Source organism: Undibacterium sp. TJN25, assembly GCF_049339885.1.
In the GTDB taxonomy this organism is placed as follows: domain Bacteria; phylum Pseudomonadota; class Gammaproteobacteria; order Burkholderiales; family Burkholderiaceae_D; genus Undibacterium.
On the sequence record NZ_JBMPPM010000003.1, the window covers coordinates 427605 to 447494 of the forward strand.

Sequence of the window (19890 nt, forward strand, 5' to 3'; positions counted from 1 at the left end):
TTTTTCTTGATAGAAGGAAACCTATAAAGTTTCCGTATTTATCTAATGGTATTCAACGTTCACACTCACTCGCAAAAAAGTTTCAAACATGAGTACTGACCATAACGAAGCACTGTAATCCTTGAGACCGGATTCATGTTGTTCAACCATATGCCGAAGATATGTTTCATTAAAGATGCCCGTATCCAGTAGTAAAGGGCTGAAAACAGCTTCTCTTACTTTGGCACGCAATGGGCCACGGAGCCAGTCTGCAACAGGTATGGAAAACCCTTTCTTTGCACGATACAGAATATCGTCGGATAGGTAGGGTTTAAGTGATTTCTTGAAGATATATTTTCCTTCGCCACCGTGTAGCTTCATTTCGGGAGGTAGGCTGGAGACCCATTCTACAAACTCATGATCTAGCAGAGGCACCCGTACTTCTAGCGAGTGCGCCATGCTCGCGCGATCTACTTTGGTCAGGATATCTCCTGGTAAATAGGTCTTGAAATCCAGGTACTGTAGCAACGATAGCGGATCGTCTGTTGGTGCATTCGCGGCGTGCTCCCGCATGACCTGCACTGCTTGATAGCCCTGCAGCTCCGTCTGGAATTGTGTACTGAACAGCTGCTTTCTGACCCGGTCCGGCATGATGGATACTCCGTGGAAGTAGCCTTCTACGATGTCCCTGGAAAGCGCTTCAAAAGTGGTCTTGGCGCGAAACATCTGAGGCGCCCAATCTGCTTTTGGATAATATTTGCCCAAAGTGCCGAATATGGGCTTACGTAGTGCCGAGGGAAGCAGGGAACGTACTTTTTGTTCCCCCATTGCGTAGCGATAGCGGCGATACCCCGCGAAATTTTCATCACCGCCGTCGCCGGACAGCGCCACTGTCACACGTTTGCGGGCCAACTGACATACCCGGTAGGTGGGAATGGCGGAGCTGTCCGCATAAGGCTCATCATATAGGTGCGCGAGTGTATCAATGAGGCCATAGTCGTTCATGCCCACGGTTTCGGCGTGGTGTGTTGTCTTATAGCGTTGCGCAACCTGGTTGGCGAAGGTGGACTCGTCGTACCTGGGGTCATTGAAGGAGATCGAGCAGGTATTCACTGCCTCGGGCGCCTGTTCTGCCATCATTGCCACCACTGCACTGGAATCTACCCCGCCAGATAAAAATGCGCCCAAAGGGACCTCAGCCTTCAACTGGCTTTTTACCGAATCACGTAAACGGGCGATGAGCTCATGTTCCGTGTCCTGCTCCGACATTGCCGGCGCAGGCTGAAACGGAATGTCCCAAAATTTCTTTTGATGAATCGCTGTGTCGCCTATCTTCAATGTAATCGTATGGCCCGGGCAGAGTTTAAATGCCTGGTGGAAGATGGTTTTTGGCTCGGGGATATAGCCGTAAGCGAAATAGTCTTCAACGGCGCTGGGGTTGAGTTTGCGTGACAGCGCGGGGAAAGTCATCAACGACTTCAGCTCCGAGCCGAACACGAAATGGCCGTCCGGCAGCAGCGAGTAGAACATCGGCTTGACGCCGACATGGTCGCGGCCGAGGAACATGGTTTGCTTGTTGCGGTCCCACAGTGCAAAGGCAAACATGCCGCGGAAGTGGTGTACGCAGTCTTCTCCCCATTGCAGCCACGCATAGACGATGACTTCGGTATCGGAACGGGTGCGGAAGACGTGGCCGAGCTTGGTGAGCTCGTCCATCAGCTCCAGGTAATTATAGATCTCGCCGTTGAATACGACGCCCACCGTGTTATTGGCATTGAACAGCGGCTGCTGGCCCGTGGCGATATCGATCACGGACAGGCGGCGGTGGCCAAAGCCCAAGCCATGTTCCAGGTACAGGTCGCCTTCGTCGGGGCCGCGGTGATGCTGGCTTTCGTTCATGCGGTGCAGCACCGCACGGTCTATCTCCCGCTCGCCGCGCGTATCAAAAATTCCGACTATTCCGCACATGTCCTTGTTTCCCGGGTGAGGTGTAAATGATATTTTGTTCAGTTATTTATTCAGTTTTGCCTGGCACAGCGCATCGTACAGCCTGGTGTAGTTCAGCAGCATGGCCGCGATGCTGTAGCGCTGCTCTACCAGTAACCTACCGGCGGCACCGTGGGCGGCTGCTTTTTCCGGCTGGCGGTAATAGTCCGCCAGCGACGCGGCAATCGCTTCGTGGTCGGTGGCCTGTATCAGGATGCCGGTGTGCTGCTCGCTGACTACATCCGGAATGCCGCCGACTGCGGAGGCGATTACCGGCAAGCCGCTGGACATCGCTTCCAGCAGTGTAACAGGAGTGCCTTCGGCAAAAGACGGCAATACGAAAACGGAAAAGCCGCGCATCAGGTCGGCAATGTCGGCGCGTGCACCGGCCAGCCATATGTGCTCCGACAAGCCGGCTGTCTGGACCTGTTCTTTCAATTGCGCCATCAGCGGGCCGTCGCCGACGATCTGCAGGCGTAGCCTGTCCTTATACTCTGGCAGCAATTCCAGCAGGCGCTGGAAGGCGATGACAAGGCCCTTGTGGTTCTTGATGTCCTGCACGCGGCCTACGGTGCCGACGACGAAGGGACGTGCGGCTGCATCTTCCTGGCTTGCCTGCCCCAGGGCAGGATGAAAATGCGCGGTATCGACACCGTTATTGATCAGCAGGTTCTTGTCTTCCGGCACACGGATCACGTCTTTCAGCCATTGCCGCAGGTCGCGCGATACCGGCACGTAGCAATCGATGAAAGGAATCAGCAGGCGGCGCAGCATATTGTGTTTGGGGTTCTTGCCCTGCGGATCGCTCAGGTCGCGGCCGTGCTCGGCATGGATGCGCACCGGCACGCCGGCCATGGCGGCGGTGAACGAATATTCTATCGCCGCCAGGTTATAGGTGTGCAGGATGGCGGGTTTCAGCTTGCGCAGCAATTTCCACAGCTTGGCATGCGTGCCCAGGCCGAGGCCGGGCGGCTTGTGCAGTGCATGGATCTCGACGCCAGGCCGCGTAATTTTTTGAGAGAATGCGGTGTAGTCCGTCAGACAGACGATCGCATGGCGGTATTTGTCAGCAGGCATACGGTTGACGCATTCTGCGACCAAGGTTTCCAGTCCGCCGAAATCGAGCCGGTACAACAGGTGCACCACCAGCGGGAGTGGATTTGTCAGAGTTTGTGCCATATTCGCTGCTTACTTCTTATTGGCGGAAAGCGTGGCCTGCACTACATCCAAGTTGGCGTTCAGGAAATTTCTGAGAGCTGCCCTGGCTTCTTCCGGGTTTTCGGTAAACGGAGCATAAACAATGATGGAGGCACCGTCGTCGCCGGCCATCAGCATTTTTTCTTTTGTTTGCAGTACTTTGCCCAGATAGTTATTGGCGGTATAGCGTCCGGCGAGCCAGTACCAGTGCCACACGACCATGGGGCCGGAAGGACCCTTCAGCTGAGTCTCGCGCACTGCCAGCATACGGTTGGCGACGTTTTCCTGGCGTTCCGAGAAATTGGTCTTGACCCAGTTGTCATCGCGGTCCGGCACCATGATGTTGACGCTGCTGATCAGCGATGTTTCGCGGGTCTGGTTGCGATAGTATTTCAGCAGCAGGTTGACCTTTTGCGTACCCTGCTGATAGCTCTTGTCCAGTTCCGCGCTGGCCGGCAGGAAGTGCGGGCGCCAGGTGGTGAACGAGGATGTATCTTGCCAACTGGTGTGCAGGCCCGCCAGTTCCACCGGCGCGGGGTTGATGCTGGCGCGGTGTACGTAGCCGGCATAGGCAGGCCAGATGCCGATGCAGACGACGACGGCCACGGCGGCCGCCAGTATTCGGCTGGCGGGGACTGGCGGTGAATCCAGCACAGCTTGCCGTTGTTCTTCAGGAGTGACGACTTCTTCCTTGTCTTCGCGCCAGAAGCTGCCTATCCAGAACATGATGAACATGACGAGGCCGAAAAACAGCCAGCCGTAGATGATGTGGTCAACGCCGACGGCGAGCGTCATGCCGCTCAGGTGGCCTATCATGACGATCATGTAAGCGCGCAGGCCGTTGGCGATGATGGGAACGATGATGGAGAGCGCGACAAAGGCGAGCTGGCGTTTCAGCGAGCGGTAGGTCAGGTAAGCGTACAGGCAGCCCAGCGTGACGGAAGAAATGAGGTAGCGCACGCCGCTGCAGGCTTCCACCACCGACCAGTTACCGCTGGGGATGGAAAAGCTGCTGCCGTCGCGCAGCACCGGTATGCCGGTTGCCTGCACGGCAAGCACAGTAAAGTCGGCCGTGAAGTCGATCAGCGGATTGATGAATACTTCGCCGAAGGGTACTGCCAGCAGCACAAAAAACAGTGGGAAGGCCATGGCCCAGGAAATACGGCGGCCCAGCAGCACGACCGCAGCCAGCGGAAACATGGCGACAAAACTGTATTGTTTGATGACTTGCACTTCACCGAGGTCGGCCAATAGCCAGGCCATGCCGCAGACCAGCAGCGCGGCCAGCGCCGGCCAGTAGGGGTGCAGCGTCATTTCGGCCAGGCTCTTGCGGCGCAGCCATATCAGGATAAGGCTGATGGGCACGATGATGTAGCCGTGGGCGAAGGTTTCAGAACTGTTCCATACATCGACGATGGATTGCGCGGTGCTGAAATAAAACAGAAAAGGGATCAGAAGCGCGCACGCGATGATCAGTCCCTTGAGAAAGCCGGAAGAGCTTGCCGGTACAGCCGCCGCATTGGTAGAGGTCACGACTAGGCCTTTGCTGGAGTGAGGTCGGATGAATAGGAGGGGGCTGTGGTGCCACGGTGCGCAGATGCCGGTTCCAGCAGACTGTCCACGCGCGCCAGATTGGCGGTCCAGTTGTAACGGGCAATGACTTTAGCACGGGCGGCTTGTTCCATTGCCGCGTCTTTGTGTGTCAGCAGCGGCAACACCTGCGAGACAAATTGGGCCGCATCATCTGCCAGCAACAGTTCGCTTCCTGCACGTGCATCGATACCTTCCAGCGCCTGCGGTGATACGACGACGGATTTGGCCATGGCCATCGCCTCCAGCACTTTGTTCTGTATCCCGCGCGCAATGCGCAAAGGGGCTACTGCGGCCTGCGCATGGGCAAGGTAGGGACGCACGTCGGGCACCGAGCCGGTGACCTGTATGCCCGGCCGTTTGGCGAGTTCCTTGACCTGGTCGGACGGCCTGGCGCCGACGATGTAAAACACGGCGCCGGGCTGCTGTTTCAGTATGCCGGGCATGACTTCATCGGCAAACCACTGCACCGCGTCTACATTGGGCCAGTAATCCATGGCGCCGGTAAAGGCGATGGCCTTTTCATCGGGACTGTAAGGATTGTCGTGCGCCAGCTCTGGCGAAAAATAATCGGTATCGACGCCGTTGTTGAAAAAGTCGATACGGTCGGCACTTTCCGGCGCCAGCTGTTGAAACAAGGCGGCTTCTGCCTGCGACACGAACAGCGATGCGTCGCATTCACGTGCAAGGCGGCGTTCATAGGCCAGTAGCTGCGTGCCTTCGCGGCGATACAGCCAGCTCATCGGCCAGACTTTTTTGCCGGCATATTGCAGCCATTTGTCGGAGTCGACATCCACGAAATCGATGACGCGGCGCGCGCCGTCTGCATGCTCAATGAACTGCGCCATGGCGGAGGAGAATACGACGATGCGCTTGATGCCGTGCTGGCGGATGACGCCATCCACCCACTTTTGCAGGCCGGCATTGCGGTAGTAGTCCAGCGATAGCGGCCTGCCGCCGAGCAGCGCGCCCAGGCTGCGGATCTTGGCGGAGCGGGGATCGAGCCTGGCGATATGGGTGTCATGGCACAGCTTCTTGACGTGGTCTACGTACTGCCAGTCGTTTTCATCATCGATGAAGGTGCCCAGATGCACGCGGTAGCGCTGCGCCAGATGCTTCAACAGATGGTAAGAGCGTATTTTGTCCCCCTTGTTAGGAGGGAAGGGAATGCGATGCACCAGCAAGAGCAGATCATCCATCGATTACCCCAGGTTTTTGACGATATGGGGGCCGATCAGGTTCGCCATTGCCAAAGGCATGCGCTGCCACATCTTGATGAACAGCTGGTATTTCGGGTTCAGCGGATTATTGTCCGGCACGGCCGTCGATTTATGCAACTGGTAGGCATAGTGCAGCGGCTGCGGCTCGAAACCCCAGTTCTTCTTGAAGTCGAAGGCGCCGGTGCCGAGCTTGCTGCGGCCGAAATCGAAAACCTTGAGGCCGCGGGCGCAGGAGCGCCGCATCAGTTCCCAGTACATGAAGTCGTTGCCGGCCAGGTCGCGTGCTTCGGCGGTGCCGCCGCCATAGTAGGGCAGCACTTCATCGCGGAAATAAAAGCTCATGACGCTGGCGATGACGCGGCCGTCCTTGACGATGGTCATCACTTCGCAATCCTTGCCGAAGGTTCCTTTCAGCAGGCGGAAGAATTTCTTGGAGAAGACCGGCGTGCCGAGACGGTGTACGCTGGTGGAGTAGGCGTGGAAAAAACGGTCCACGCCTTCATCCAGCTCGCTCTTCAATTCAAACTTGATGCCCTTGCGCACCATGGCGCGCTGCTTGCGCGGAATGGCCAGCATGTTCTTTTCTTCGTCGGCATCGATTTCCTTGCGGAAGGTGACGTACAGCTCTTTGGTCTGCCAGCCTTGTTCAGCGCCTTCGGTGGCCTTGAAGTTGCGGTATTCGAGGTGGCCTACGTTCAGCTTGGCGGCCAGCGCTTGTGCGCTGGCGTTCAGCGCAGTGCGGGCTGCGGCGGATTCTGTGGCGACGCCGCCATAGACGCAGAATGGCAGAGAGCTTAATGAGTGACCGAACAGCGCGCTCTTGATCTCGGCCAGCGGCAGCACACCGACGATCTTGCCATCGGCCTCGGCATAGTAGAACCATGTCTTGTGGCCGAATGCGCGCTCGATGACGGGTTGCCAGCCGGCACGGTGAAAAAAACTCGCTTCCGGACACTCCAGGACAAACTGATCCCATTTTGCCGCATCTTGCGGCTGCATCAGTTTGATCGAAATAGGGGGTGTGGCGGCGGGTGTGTGCAAATGGACTTCAGGTGCTTCAGCGATAGAGTTCATGGTGTCTTTAAGAATATCTTGTCCATGCGGTCCCATTGAAAATCGCGCGTCAGTGCCTTCAACCGGTTTTCCGTACGGGCCAGGTTGACGTAGTGGCGGAAGCGGGTTTTCATGCCGATGTTTTGCTGCCGCGGCTGATCAGGATCGACTTCCCACGGGTGGAAATAAAAGATGCCGGATTGCTGGTCCTGCTGGTTGACTCTTTGCAGCAGCCAGCGTGACAACTGGTACGGGAACAGGCGAAAAAATCCGCCGCCGCCGGCCGGCAGGTTTCTGTCCATGATGCGCACGGTAGTAATCGGGATTTCCAGCAGGCCGTCTTCGCCGTTTGGGTAAAACGCAAAACGCGGTGCATCCGGCATGCCGTAGTGGTCGTGCTTGACCGGGTAGATGCTGGAGCTATAGCGGTAGCCTGCCTGCAGCAGTGAATCCAGTGCCCACAGGTTTTGCTTGCCGATGGAAAAGCTCGGCGCGCGATAGCCCAGCACCTGCTGGCCGCCGATGTCTTCCAGGATTTTTTTGCTGCTGCTGATGTCGTGCATAAACTCTTCTGCATTCTGGTCGGATGCACGCAAGTGTCCATAGCCGTGGCTGGCCAGTTCATGGCCGCCGGCGACGATGCGCTTGACCATTTCCGGATAGCGCTCCGCGATCCATCCCAGCGTGAAGAAGGTGGCCTTGACCTGGGAAGCTTCCAGCACGCCCAGTATCAGGTCGATATTGCGCTCCACGCGGCAGGACAGCGTTGGCCAGCTATCGCGGGAAATATGGTCGGCAAATGCAGACACCTGGAAGTAATCTTCCACGTCGATGGTCATCGCATTGCGTATTGGCATGCCGGCGTGCTTACCTGCGTGCGTGCCTGCGATTGAGGATGGACCGGCCTGTGACATGATCAACTCTTCAATTCTTTAGGGTAAAGCATCAGTTGTCTTTTTCGGAGCCGGTCATCTTGGATGACGGCAGCATTTTTTTCAGCGCATCGATGACGGAGATGATGGAGCGCTCCATCTTTGCCATCCTGTCGTCCATGCTTTCCAGGCTGACATTGTTTAATTCTTTCAGGCCCAGTGCGAAATTGGCGGCATTTTGCGCTTCGGTATCCAGTGCCAGTGCGGGCGGCAGGTCGAATTCCTGCTTGATGTCGGCGATCACCTGTTTGACTTCATCTTCGCCAAAGGCGTGCAATTCTTCCAGGTAGCCCATCAGGAACAGCCTGTCGCACAGCGAGTTGATCTTGCGTGGAATGCCGCCGGTGTAGTCGTAGATGCCGGCAAAGGCGGCGGCGCTGATCGTTGGGTCATCTTTCCAGCCGACCGTATGCAGGCGGTGTTCTATATACGATTGTGTCTCCGCCAGATCCAGGGGGCCGAGATGGTAGCTGGCGATGACCCTTTGCAGCAATTGCTGCATGTCGGCGCTCAGCAGCGTGCGGCGAAATTCAGGCTGGCCCAGCAGGAAGGTCTGCAACAGCGATTTGTCGGCAGTCTGGAAGTTGGACAGCATGCGCAGCTCTTCCACCGCGCGTGGCGTCAGGTTTTGCGCTTCATCCACGACCAGCAGCGCGCGTTTGCCTTGCTGGTCGCATTGGCGCAGGAACTGTTCCAGCCGAGTCAGCAGCGATGCCTTGGTGGCGTCTTCATATTCCAGCCCGAAGGCGGATGCTACCAAGCGCAGGATGTCGTCCGAACCCACATGGGTGTTGACGATCTGGGCGGCCAGGATGTTCTGGGATTCCAGCTCGCAAAAAAGGTTGCGCATCAGCGTGGTCTTGCCTGCACCGACTTCGCCGGTGATGACGATAAAGCCTTCGCCCTGGGAGATGCCGTACTCCAGGTAGGCCATTGCGCGCTTATGCCCCTTGCTGCCGAAGAAAAAGCGAGGATCGGGTTTTAGCTGAAAGGGTTTCGCAGTGAAACCATAATATGACTCGTACATCTGTTGCCTTACTCCGTCAGAAACCTAGTAGTAGGAAAACCGAAAGTGCGTTTTCCTTGTAGTTGCCCAGATTGAAGTTGGAATCTTGTTGCGTGTGTCGGTATTCCAGCGTTGCTTTCAGTTTGGGTTGTAAATCATGACTCAGCGCAGTCCTGAAAGTCTTATTGGTGTCTATTAACAGAGGCGAAGTGGAATGATTGTACCCAATATTGAAATTGGCTGATGTACGCGGTGAAAAGACAAGGTTCCATAACACGCTGCCGCCGACCTGGTGGCTATTATCCGCCAGGCTAGGATCCGTAGAATTCCCCCCGAGGGCTGCGGACTGCGCATTGCGCCGGGTGTTAAAAAAACTCAGTAGTACGGTATTGCTGACTCCGGTAATGGCGACGGACGCCTGAAGGCCTTTTTGCAGAAAAACCTGATTGGAAAAGGTATTGATTGGTACTGCCAGTGAAGCAGGCAAGCCATAGCTACGGATAAAACTATCAACCGTCTGCTGGCGTGCGATGGGGTCAGGAATGCTGGTAAGAAACAGTGAGTTCAGGTACGCGGAAGTATTGATACTTCCAGGCACTAGGAACTGCTGGCGCGTTGTTGTGATGTCTTCGCTGTACGCAATACTCCACGCAGTAGAGCGGGTCCGTTCTGTTGCCCGCAGGCTGTAACTAGAGCCGTAAAAGCGGCGGCCGGCGTTAAGCGCCAGACTGGTCCGTTCAGTCGGCTCCCAGTCGAAACCTGCCGACCAGTAAGCGCCTGAGGGAGATTTTCCATCCAACGCGATGTAATTATTTTTTTCGTAGCCACCCGTGCCCGTCAGGCTAAAACGTGGCGTCAAGTAATAACTGAGATTACCGCCAGTCGTGGTGCTTTCTAGCGAATTGGCCGAATTGTCAAAGGCAGTTTTTTGGTTATTATATTGTAGGCCCCATTTCAATTGCTGGAATGCAGTACCACTATTAACGGTGACGGCAACAGTGTCCCCAGTACTGTTAATGGCGTTTCCCACCGCATTGTTTGAATTGGTGGTGGCGACCGAGTCGCGGGTATACTTTAATTCTGCGGATGCGAACTGGTTGAACGTATGACGCAAGGCGGGAGACGCGCTGTAGGTTCTGACTTCGACGCGATTATTAGACAGGTTCAGGTTGTCCGTTGCCTGTGCAGCGAAGGGACTCTGATTCTGTTGGGTAATTGCCGCAGTACCGTCTAAAAAAAAAAGATCTTTCACCAGTTCGGTACTGCCGAGTGCGTTCAGCAGATGATTGGTCTTGAGGCCATTTGAATCGCCTGTGTAGTACAGGTTCTGCATCTGGTAATTGACCTTGATCTTCGCCTGAGCGCCGGTCGCAGTAAAGTCGATGCCGGGTGATACCTGGGTAATAAAAGAGCTTTGTTTTTGTGCATCCGGTACCAGATTGACGTTGTCCGTATAGGTCTCGGTCAGGTTAACGGTCGGCGTGATTTTCCATTCGGCGGCGTGAGCACCACCGGCCAGCGTGATGACGAGCGGTGGCAAGGTGGAGGCAACCCAGAAGGAGATGGCGCGTACTTTATGTTTGCTGCGCGCCGTTCCGGATACTGCTACCCGCCTAACCATAGTAACGCCCATAGTAATCCCCACCGGCGAATGTTTTGGCCTTGTTGTAGACCAGGTTGACATTCGTGTGAGATTTCAGTTGGCGCAATACTTCCTTGACCACGTGCTGCGTCGTAGCTTCAGCTTCAACGACGAGCACGATCTGGCCCATCTGGTTGGCCAGCACCCGTGCTTCGGTCGTCAGCAGCAACGGTGGAGAATCGAAAATAACGATACGGTCTGGATAGCGGTTGGCGATCTCGTCGAGCAGGCTGCTCATGGCCTGGCTGGCGAGCAATTCGGTGGCGCGCTTATGGCTGCGGCCTGCTGGCAGTATGCTCAGCGTATCGATATTGGTCTTCAGCATGGCGTCTGCCAGATCCAGCTTGTCGTCCAGCAGCACGTCCATCAGGCCGACGGCGGACGCTGTATCAGCAGGGTCCAGGCGCAGGTAGCGGGGAACGGAAGGGCGTGCCACGTCGGCATCCACCAGCAACACCGTATGGTCCATCTCCATCGCAATACTGATGGCGAGGTTGACCGCGCAAAAGGTTTTCCCTTCGCCTGGCAAGGAACTGGCCACCATGATCAGGTTGCCATGGTGCTTGATGCCTGTGTTGTTCTTGGCGAAGGCTTTTTCTATCAGCGGACGCTTGATGAGCCTGAATTCTTCGGCGATGATGGTTCTTTCCGCATCGGGAGTGACCATGCCGAGCTGATGCAGCTGGGCCAGATCTATTTCTATCCTGCGGGAAGTGGATTTTCTTGCCGACGTTTGTGCCTGTTCCTGCTGGGTCGTGCGTTGAGTCGCCTGTACAGCGGCGACCGGCTCTGCTGACGCCAAGGGGGCCGGTGCCGCGGCGGGCGCCGGAGTTGGAATGACTGCCTCAACAAGTGCAGATGCAACCGGGACTGCAGGCGCATGCTCCGCCGCTGTCTCCGCTTTGATCTCAATAGCGGATTCGGCAGCAGGCGTTACCGCTCCTGCCGCTCCCTTGCTTTGGTCAAGTCTGCCAACCGCTTTTTCAATAATGCTCACGCTAACTCCAAGAATATTTTTGCTTTTGTCGCCGATTACCCTTTGAAACTCCGCTGTTCCATCAGGAAGGCAGCGGAGCGGGAGGACACATTATTTAAGATACATGGTTGCCATGACACCGACATAGAACACCAGCAAGACAAACGAGGACATACCGAATGCATACAGACTTCTCTTGCGCCTGGTTTTTTCGCCTTCGGTCCAGTTCATCGACACGGTGCCGAGAATAGGCAAGCCTGTCGCTTCCAGCAGATCGATATGGCTGAGGAAGGTGGGACGTATCTTGCTCATCAGTACCGCGCCCAGCATGCCTATGATCAGCGCGCCGACGAATACGATGGAGAATAACCTCAGACGATTCGGGCCTACCGGCGTCAATGGCATGGTTGGCGGATCGATGACCCTGAAGGTCATCATTTCCGTTGTTGCGCTCAGGTCGCCGGACAGTTTGGCGGATTCCCGGCTGGCAACCAGTTTTTCATAATTCTCTTTGTTGATCAGGTAATCGCGATTCAGTTGCGCCAACTGCGATTCGATCTCGGGTGCTGCAATGCTGAGTGCTTTCAGACGCGAACTGCGGGAGTTGTATTCTTCCACCCTGGCGCGCATCGACGCGACCCTGGCTTCCGCTGCCGACAACGATACTTTCAACTGCTGGAACAGCGGATTGGCTGCCATCGTCGTTTCTGAAGGCGGCTTCCTGTTCTTGGCTTCTTCTGCCTTGCGTGCTTCCAGTTGCGCCAGCAGGCGCTTGGAAGAAATAATGTCAGGATGCTGTTCTGTGAACTGCATGCGCAGCGAATCAAGGTTCTTGGTGACGGTAGCAATGCGTTCATCCAGCTCTGGATTCGGCAATGGTGCTACATCTTCCGATTTTTGCGGCATTTCTACTGCCTGCACCTGTTTCTTGATGGCATCCCTAGCTTGCTCTGCTTCGGACAGTTCCAGCTTGGCGGAATTCAGGCTTTCGGTGAGATCCATCAGTTTGCTGCCGGAGTCGCTCCCGGTGCGCGGCAGCATCATCATGTTTTTCAGCTTGAAGTCTTTCAGCGCGTTTTCGGCTGCGGCCAGCTTCTCTTCATAGATCTTGATCTGGCTGTCGATGAAGACGATGGCCTTGGCGGAATCCTGTTTCTTGTCGCCGAAGCTGCCTTCCACGAAGATGGTCAGGAAAGCCTGCACTACGTCCTTGGCCAGCTTGGGGTTAGGGTCGTTATAGGAGATGGTGTAGATATCGTTCTGTACTGTGCCGCCTATCTTGATCGACGCAATAACGTTCTCGATGAGTTTTTCCCTGTCCTTGCCGGTATTGGCAGTAATGTCCAGGTCCACCATGCGCATCACCCGTTCTATATTAGGACGGCTCAGCAGCGTGCGGCTCATGATGGAAACCTGCTGTTCCACATTGGGAATGCTGGTCATGCCAGCCAGCAAGGGTTTCAGTATCGTTTGCGTATCGACAAACACGCGCGCCGACGACTGGTAGTTGTCGGGCAGTTTGTAGACGACGATAAATCCTATGGCAGCGACCAGCCAGGCGATAGTGACAGCATACCAGCGGTATTTCCATCCGCCCCTCAATAGGGATTGTAGCTGCGTTACTAATTCCTCCATCTTGTCAAACTCTCCATATATGGTAATTAACGGCACCTAATCAAGCTATAAGTTACCAGTTTATCTGGTATATGGGCACGTTTATTTAGCGAGCTATGATATTGCACGGATGTAAAAAAAACAAGGTAATACCGTGTGGAGCCCGGTAAATCGGGCATTTAGCTGTAAATTGCCCTACGAAAATTTTCTAACGGCAACTTATTGGAAAGTTGCGCTGTTGATCCGCAGTTTGTTGAATTTCTTTAATTCGAGAAAAGTGTTGGAAATTTTCAACGTCTACCTTACTTTTGTGCGCCAAGCCTTTCAAATATCAGGGTTTTTTATTGCAAGCCTTTCCAATAAAGTGAACTATTCCAGTGGGCATTTTTAGAAAAAATGGCTTGCATGAAGTGCTTGCTTGCGAATATCAGCCGCCTCGTCACCTGTAGCAGTGATGCTAAATAAGCAGGCGAATAGTTGTAATTTGCTATGTTGGTGGTACCATCATGCTTCAATACAAGACATAGGCATGCCTGGTTCCTCCAGAATAATGCCGGATACTCCATCACGCACTCATAGGGAATACACGTGAACACGCTACGTACAACAACGATGAAATGGTTAGCCTGTTTGTCCATGTCGGCCGCTATGCTGGCTATCAGCGGATGCGCGACGAACGCCAATCCGCCGGCACCTACCGAGGGCGCGATACCGACCAATGACTACATCATCGGTGCGGGCGATACCATCAATGTGATCGTTTGGCGCAATCCCGAAGTGTCGATGTCGGTTCCTGTAAGGCCTGACGGCAAGATTACGACACCGCTGGTAGAAGACATTGTCGCCAATGGCAAGACTTCGACGCAGCTGGCCAGGGACGTAGAAAAAGCACTGGAAAAATTTATCCAGCAACCGGTAGTGACTATCATCGTGACTGGTTTTGCCGGCCCTTACCAGGAACAGATCCGTGTAATCGGCCAAGCCGCCAAACCGCAGGCGCTGGCTTACCGCCAGGGCATGTCGCTGATGGACGTGATGATTGCCGTCGGTGGCATCACCGAATTTGCGGCGGGCAACAAAGCTAACCTCATCCGTACCACGGATGGCAAGCAGCAGAAACTGAGCGTGCGTCTGAACGACCTGATCAAGGATGGCGATATATCCGCCAACGTGCCGGTCCGTCCTGGCGACGTGCTGGTGATACCGCAAAGCTTCTTCTGATCCGACAGCAACAAAATCAAAGCCCCGCATGTGTGAACATGCGGGGCTTTTTTTCGTCTTCAGGGCATCTAATTTGCCCTTGCTGCAGGGTATGCCGGACATCTCATGCGTGAAGCTAAGTCCGGCTGAAGAGTGCTTGCTTACAGGCACCCTTCAAGCCAACCGGCCTATAGCTGTTTCAGCTGTGTCTTCGCTTCTTCCAGTTTAGAGAATCCCTTGCCGTTGGCGATCACTGCTTCCAACTCGGTGCGGGCACCGGTTTTGTCACCGGACTTGACCAGGGCTTGCGCGAAATGGAAACGGATTTCTGCGTTATCGGCGCTGAGGGATGCCGCTTTTTTCAGCAATGGCAGGCCCGTCGCCACGTCGCCTTTTTGTACTAGCAGCCAGCCATAGGTATCCAGGATGGCTGGGCTGTCAGGCGCAAGCTTATACGCTTTTTCTCCGTATTCTAGCGCCTTAGGATCTTTTTCCTGGTCGTAAGCCCAAGCCAGATTGTTCAGGACAGCGGGATTGTTCGGATTGGTTTTCAACAATATCTGAAACTGTTCAATAGCGACTTTTTTGGTTTTGGAATTGGCCAGTTCCGATGTGGCAAGATACATCCGCACTGTATTGTCGTCAGGATGGTCTTTTAGCCATTGACTCAGCCTGGCATCTGCTTCTTTCGTCTTGCCATCTGCTGTCAATGCACTGTATACCTTGAGGAATATCTGCGAATTTTTGGAAAGTGCGAGGCCTTTTTCGTACGCGGTGACCGCAGGTCCGAATTTTTTCTGCGTGGCCAGGATGTCGCCTTCTGTTACATAACCGACCGGAGATTTGGGGTCCTGTTTTTGCGTTTGACGGGCGACTTGCAATGACTGGTCAAAATTGCCGCGTTTCGCTTCCAGCGCTGCCATGGCAGTTTGCGCATCGCGGTAGTTGGGGTCCAGCCTCAGTGTTTTCTTTACCGCTTCCATGGCCTGCGCATCTTTGCCCATGGCGACGTAAGGTCCCACCACGACAAATTGCGCGGCAGCAGATTCCGGCAGCATCGCCGCAATTTTTTCATAGCTGTCGACAGCGCCTGCATTATCCCCGGTAGCTTGCTGCACGCGTGCCAGCAAGCCGAGGAATTCGGGGACGGTAGGGTTCAGTGCCTGCTCTTTTTTCGCGAATACGATCGCTTTCTGCTTGTCTCCCATGCGTATGTAATGCGCTACCAGCAGTTGCGTGGCTTGAAATGCTTCAGGGTGATCGCCGCTGGCTTTTTCCAGCCATTTTTTTGCTTCCTCATTATTCTTTTCCGAGATTGCAATATTCGCCAGGGCAAGCATCGACGGCATGTTCTTTGGGTCTTTATCCAGTACAGCCTGGAAGCGTTTCTTTGCCGAGTCTATTTTCTTTTCCTGTATGTCCAGGCCAGCGAGATTGGCTGCGGCAGGATAGTAGGTCGGTTGCAGGCTCAGCGCTTTTTCAAAACTGGCTCTGGCGTTGACATTGTCTTTCTGGTTCAGGTAGATACCACCCTTCAGGTTGTACACCAGCGGATTGTCGGGAGTTTCTTTTTCCAGTTCCTGCGCGGCTACCATTGCCTTGTCGAACTCCTTCAAGCGCAAATGTGTCATGACCAGCAGGATGCCCGCCTTGTTTGACTTGGAGTTGGCATTCAGGGTATTCGCTTTTTCCAGTTCCGCGACCGCTTTTTCGCTTTCGCCGGAGCTTAGTTTGCTCATGCCTAACGAGGTATGGTATTCGGCGTTTTCCGGCGCCATGGCACTGGCTTTTTCGAAATATTCGGTCGCCTTTGCATAGTCCCTGGTTTGCATTGACGCTTCGCCGGCTAACGCGATCAATTGGTTATCCTGCGGATTTTTTTTCAGTGCAGGCTCCAGCAACACCAGCGCACGTTTTGACTGGCCGCTCTTGATGAGTACCCCTGCCATCAGCTTCTGGGCATAGACGCTTTCCGGATTCGCAGCCAAATATTTTTTCAAGGCCTGTTCTGCCTGCTCGTTGGATCCGAGAGCAAACTGCACGGCGCCCAGCAGCAATACACCAGGCATGTAATCCGGGGCGGCACGCTGCACCTGTTGCAGTACTTCCAGCGCCGGGGCGTTCTTGCCTTGGCTGAAGTTGAGTACAGCTTCCGTATATAAGACGATGAGATTGCCCGGGGCTGCCTTCTTGGCAGTATTTACTTCGGTTTGCGCTTCGGCAAATTTTTTCTGCGCCATTTCCAGGTTGGCTTTATTGACGTGTGCCACAACATTATCGGGCAGAATCTTCAGCGTTTCGTCGTATGCCTGCATCGCCTCGGCTGTTTTGCCCTGCGCCCTCGCTACGTCGCCCTTGAATAGCCAGGCCTCGGCGCTTTTCGGATTGCCGGCCGTGGCCTGGTCTGCATATTTATTCGTTGCATCCACATCTCTTTGAGTGAACGCATATTTGCCAAGGCCGATTTGCGCATCGGTGTAATTTGCTTGCGCCTGCAAGGCGGCGTCAAAGTCCTGTTTGGCTTCCGGCAGCTGGTTCAGTGCGAGGTGCGCATTTCCGCGCACGGTTAGAATGGCTGGATCGGGCTTGGCATTTGCCTCGGTTTTGATTTCATCCAGAATTTTTTGAAATTGACCTTGCTGCAGCAAGGATCGACCCAATTCCGGGTTGGCTTTGTCTAAGCTCAGTCCCAGGCTTGTTGCCTTGCGCAACTCCTTTTCTGCAGACACAGGATCGCCAATGCGATTGTAGATACTGGCCAGCACATAACGTGCGTCGATATTATTCGGATCTTTTTGCAGCGCATTCTTGAGCTGGATGACTGCTGCTTTGGTATCGCCTTTTTGCTGGTATTCCTTGGCTTCGCTCACCAGTTTGTCTGCTGATTGGAATTTATTGCACGCGCCCAGGCTGGCCATCAGTAAGATGGCTCCAGAAATCATGACGACCTTGTTGTGCTTGTTTTTGTTGCGTGACATATCTCTGTCCTTTTATTGAGGATCAAATCTTATGGTTGCGAAATGAAATTTTCTGCGTTCAACACCGTTTTCTCGAAGGCCAGGTATGCATACGCCCAGCTATTGTCTGATGTTCTGGTGCCTCGGTATCGAAAAAATCACCATTGCGAAGGTTACACCAAATTTGCTGTGAATCGAATAATCCGGATAAAAACAGCAGAGCGAGACTAATTGCCCAAGATTAATTTTATAGCTCGCTTTCCGCCATAAGCCAATTGCTTCACCAGTTTTTTTACAGTGTGCCCACCGATATGCAATATCGCGGCACACAGACCGCGAACACTGCTGGTCCTGAAGGCCAAGATGCCCCAGCGCTCGCGGCGGTGCGACATCCAGTCTTGTTTGTAGGCTTCGTCGCCGGTCAGGTAATCTACTTCGCTGACCTTGTCGCCATCAATCACTTGTTGCATCATGCGGGCGGTTAGGATAGATCCTATGGATAGGCTGGTGAATTGTTCATCGTACGCGAGCTTGTAGATGGATGCCGTTCCCCCAGACACTATCCATATCTGTGCCGCGGCTGGCTGCTGGTCGATATAGGCTATGCCTAGCCGTAATTTTCCCTCGTCGGCTAGCAACTCTATCAATCCATGGATGAAGTCGGGGTAGGATTCACTTCCCTTCCAACTGGACTGATAAATTTTTTGAAAAACCTGAATCGCCATGTTCAGGTTTTCCCGATTCTTAAATATGCTGATACTGAGCCGATCTGTACTTTCCAGTTGCTTCGACTTTCTCTGCACCGTATTGCGCAGGCGAGACGGCAGTGTCGAAAAGTATTCGCCATAAGTGCGCCCCTGCACTTGCAGATACCAGTTCCCGAAGCAAAAATAGTGTTGAGTAATCATGCCCGCCGAGCGAAAAGCCAAGACAGATGCCTGAAAGATCGGGGCATCGAGTGCCATGGGGTGCATATCCACCATATCCCAATGTAGCGTGTCTTCTTTGATTGCCCGAATCAGTGCACCTACTTTGTCCTGCATGTCGGCATCGCAACCGCCAATCGTCGGACTGAACAGCGAGGTGTAATAGTTGGTTGCAGCTTCCAGCCTATAAGGTGTTAGCCAGCGCGATTTTTGAGGTTGGAAGCGCATGACCAGAGCGCCCCGCGCATTGTCAGTGTCGGTTTCTGATTCAAGACCGTAAATGCGAAGGTGCGTGCCGGGTTCGAACGAGGTTTTTGAAAGGTGCTGGAACCAGGACAGGCTTGAAAATATGCCGCCGGTCCGCTCCGATCGATCAAACAGTGCCTTGTATCCGGAAGGGAGTGCAACAATGCTGTCGTAGATACAGACTTTGTTCATTGTAGTCCGGTGGTGGTGGCGCAGGGGAAACAAGGAATTGCCAAAACCAGGAAGATCATGATTTTGGCCATCGTCTGAATAGAAATTCCTTAAAAGTTAATTAAGTTCAAGCGTCTTATGAAGTGCTTTGCAAGTTCTTCTTGTACCATGCCATTGCTTCAGCCAAGCCCCGGTCTACAGTATGTGTGGGGGCGAAGCCGAGCAAAGTCTGTGCTTTTGATATATTCGCTTGCGAATGGCGAACGTCGCCTGCACGGAAATCCTGATAGACCGGCTGATGCTCTTTAATATGTGGGAAATCATCTTCCAGCAATTCCCGCATCATCTGGTATAAACGGTTCAGGCTGGTAGAGTCGTTCAATGCCACGTTGTAGATTTCATTCAGCGCCGCTTTGTCTTCCGCCATGGCCGATAACAGGTTAGCCTGGACGATATTGTCCACAAAGCAGAAGTCTCGAGTAGTCTCCCCATCTCCGTTGATGTACAAAGCCTGATTCTTGATCAGCGCAGCCACCCATTGCGGAATCACTGCGGCATAAGCCCCATTCGGATCCTGTCTAGGGCCGAAAACATTGAAATAGCGTAGGCCTATACTATCTATTCCGTAGCAGCGGTGAAATACGTCGGCATACAACTCGTTGACATATTTGGTGACGGCATACGGCGACAGTGGCTTGCCTATCACCGACTCCACCTTCGGTAAACCTGGGTGATCACCATAAGTGGAACTGGATGCTGCATAGACAAAGCGTTTGACTTGGTGGTCACGCGCCGCAACCATCATATTGACGAAACCCGTGACATTGCTTTCATTGGACAGGATAGGGTCTTCGATGGAGCGCGGAACGGAACCAAGTGCGGCGTGATGCAGCACATAATCCACACCTTCACAGGCAAGCTGGCAATCTTCCAGTGTACGAATATCGCCTTTAATGAGCTTGAAGTTACGCCAGGCGTTTTCGCCGACCAACTCTCTGACTTGATCGAGATTATGTTGATGGCCCGTTGCAAAATTATCCAGCCCGACGACAACCTGATTTAACTTCAGCAAGGCCTCTAGTAAATTGGAGCCGATAAAGCCGGCCACGCCAGTAATGAGCCAACGGTATTGGCTGGCCTGCAAACGCTGTTGGGTTTCTTGATATTTGGTCATTTTTTTGTATTAGAAAATAAA

General features: G+C 54.0%; 14 protein-coding genes. 1 reads left to right on the plus strand and 13 read right to left on the minus strand.

Annotated features, from left to right (window positions below; translation table 11 throughout):
• Positions 1–42 precede the first annotated feature (42 nt).
• The 10 genes from ACO0LO_RS08920 to ACO0LO_RS08965 all read right to left on the minus strand — a co-directional run bounded on the left by ACO0LO_RS08920 (position 43) and on the right by ACO0LO_RS08965 (position 13216).
• Complete coding sequence (locus ACO0LO_RS08920) at positions 43–1947, minus strand: XrtA/PEP-CTERM system amidotransferase (RefSeq protein WP_422963857.1); 1905 nt, start codon at positions 1945–1947, stop codon at positions 43–45.
• Positions 1948–1989: 42 nt separating this feature from the next.
• Complete coding sequence (locus tag ACO0LO_RS08925; protein ID WP_422963858.1) at positions 1990–3144, minus strand: TIGR03088 family PEP-CTERM/XrtA system glycosyltransferase; 1155 nt, start codon at positions 3142–3144, stop codon at positions 1990–1992.
• Positions 3145–3153: 9 nt separating this feature from the next.
• Positions 3154–4695 carry an exosortase A gene (xrtA, locus tag ACO0LO_RS08930; RefSeq protein ID WP_422963859.1) on the minus strand — a complete coding sequence of 514 codons (1542 nt, stop codon included), beginning with the start codon at positions 4693–4695 and terminating at the stop codon, positions 3154–3156.
• 2 nt (positions 4696–4697) lie between these two features.
• Entirely contained in the window at positions 4698–5951 is a 1254-nt protein-coding gene (locus ACO0LO_RS08935) for a TIGR03087 family PEP-CTERM/XrtA system glycosyltransferase (protein ID WP_422963860.1), read from the minus strand.
• A gap of 3 nt (positions 5952–5954) precedes the next feature.
• Positions 5955–7046 carry a FemAB family XrtA/PEP-CTERM system-associated protein gene (locus tag ACO0LO_RS08940; RefSeq protein WP_422963861.1) on the minus strand — a complete coding sequence of 364 codons (1092 nt, stop codon included), beginning with the start codon at positions 7044–7046 and terminating at the stop codon, positions 5955–5957.
• Positions 7043–7939, minus strand: coding sequence for an XrtA system polysaccharide deacetylase (locus tag ACO0LO_RS08945; protein WP_422963862.1), 897 nt, complete (start codon positions 7937–7939; stop codon positions 7043–7045). Before ACO0LO_RS08945 ends, ACO0LO_RS08940 begins: the two co-directional genes overlap by 4 nt.
• Before the next feature lie 31 nt (positions 7940–7970).
• Positions 7971–8984, minus strand: coding sequence for an XrtA/PEP-CTERM system-associated ATPase (locus ACO0LO_RS08950; protein ID WP_422963863.1), 1014 nt, complete (start codon positions 8982–8984; stop codon positions 7971–7973).
• A gap of 16 nt (positions 8985–9000) precedes the next feature.
• Positions 9001–10596, minus strand: coding sequence for a TIGR03016 family PEP-CTERM system-associated outer membrane protein (locus tag ACO0LO_RS08955; protein WP_422963864.1), 1596 nt, complete (start codon positions 10594–10596; stop codon positions 9001–9003).
• The gene (locus ACO0LO_RS08960) at positions 10577–11602 is read right to left on the minus strand and encodes an XrtA-associated tyrosine autokinase (protein WP_422963865.1); all 1026 of its coding nucleotides are present in this window, start codon (positions 11600–11602) and stop codon (positions 10577–10579) included. The genes ACO0LO_RS08955 and ACO0LO_RS08960 overlap by 20 nt, the downstream gene beginning before the upstream one ends.
• A 90-nt stretch (positions 11603–11692) precedes the next feature.
• The gene (locus ACO0LO_RS08965; protein WP_422963866.1) at positions 11693–13216 is read right to left on the minus strand and encodes an XrtA system polysaccharide chain length determinant; all 1524 of its coding nucleotides are present in this window, start codon (positions 13214–13216) and stop codon (positions 11693–11695) included.
• Between the two features lie 615 nt (positions 13217–13831).
• Here ACO0LO_RS08965 and ACO0LO_RS08970 point away from each other — a divergent pair.
• The gene (locus tag ACO0LO_RS08970) at positions 13832–14416 is read left to right on the plus strand and encodes an XrtA/PEP-CTERM system exopolysaccharide export protein (RefSeq protein WP_422964115.1); all 585 of its coding nucleotides are present in this window, start codon (positions 13832–13834) and stop codon (positions 14414–14416) included.
• A gap of 167 nt (positions 14417–14583) precedes the next feature.
• Here ACO0LO_RS08970 and prsT read toward each other — a convergent pair whose 3' ends face one another.
• From prsT to ACO0LO_RS08985, 3 genes are all read right to left on the minus strand, one after another.
• On the minus strand, positions 14584–17373 hold the full coding sequence (gene prsT / locus ACO0LO_RS08975) for an XrtA/PEP-CTERM system TPR-repeat protein PrsT (RefSeq protein ID WP_422963867.1): 2790 nt from the start codon (positions 17371–17373) through the stop codon (positions 14584–14586).
• Between the two features lie 206 nt (positions 17374–17579).
• Positions 17580–18716 (minus strand): GNAT family N-acetyltransferase, encoded by a 1137-nt coding sequence (locus tag ACO0LO_RS08980; protein ID WP_422963868.1) that lies wholly within the window; start codon positions 18714–18716, stop codon positions 17580–17582.
• Between the two features lie 115 nt (positions 18717–18831).
• The gene (locus ACO0LO_RS08985) at positions 18832–19869 is read right to left on the minus strand and encodes an SDR family oxidoreductase (RefSeq protein WP_422963869.1); all 1038 of its coding nucleotides are present in this window, start codon (positions 19867–19869) and stop codon (positions 18832–18834) included.
• Between the last annotated feature and the right edge of the window lie 21 nt (positions 19870–19890).

Bases quoted from the DNA above. Each gene is read 5' to 3' on its own strand.
- ACO0LO_RS08920 (WP_422963857.1), bottom strand. From the start codon at position 1,947: ATGTGCGGAATAGTCGGAATTTTTGATACGCGCGGCGAGCGGGAGATA.
- ACO0LO_RS08925 (WP_422963858.1), bottom strand. From the start codon at position 3,144: ATGGCACAAACTCTGACAAATCCACTCCCGCTGGTGGTGCACCTGTTG.
- ACO0LO_RS08935 (WP_422963860.1), bottom strand. From the start codon at position 5,951: ATGGATGATCTGCTCTTGCTGGTGCATCGCATTCCCTTCCCTCCTAAC.
- ACO0LO_RS08940 (WP_422963861.1), bottom strand. From the start codon at position 7,046: ATGAACTCTATCGCTGAAGCACCTGAAGTCCATTTGCACACACCCGCC.
- ACO0LO_RS08945 (WP_422963862.1), bottom strand. From the start codon at position 7,939: ATGTCACAGGCCGGTCCATCCTCAATCGCAGGCACGCACGCAGGTAAG.
- ACO0LO_RS08950 (WP_422963863.1), bottom strand. From the start codon at position 8,984: ATGTACGAGTCATATTATGGTTTCACTGCGAAACCCTTTCAGCTAAAA.
- ACO0LO_RS08955 (WP_422963864.1), bottom strand. From the start codon at position 10,596: ATGGGCGTTACTATGGTTAGGCGGGTAGCAGTATCCGGAACGGCGCGC.
- ACO0LO_RS08965 (WP_422963866.1), bottom strand. From the start codon at position 13,216: ATGGAGGAATTAGTAACGCAGCTACAATCCCTATTGAGGGGCGGATGG.
- ACO0LO_RS08970 (WP_422964115.1), top strand. From the start codon at position 13,832: ATGTCGGCCGCTATGCTGGCTATCAGCGGATGCGCGACGAACGCCAAT.
- prsT (WP_422963867.1), bottom strand. From the start codon at position 17,373: ATGTCACGCAACAAAAACAAGCACAACAAGGTCGTCATGATTTCTGGA.
- ACO0LO_RS08980 (WP_422963868.1), bottom strand. From the start codon at position 18,716: ATGAACAAAGTCTGTATCTACGACAGCATTGTTGCACTCCCTTCCGGA.
- ACO0LO_RS08985 (WP_422963869.1), bottom strand. From the start codon at position 19,869: ATGACCAAATATCAAGAAACCCAACAGCGTTTGCAGGCCAGCCAATAC.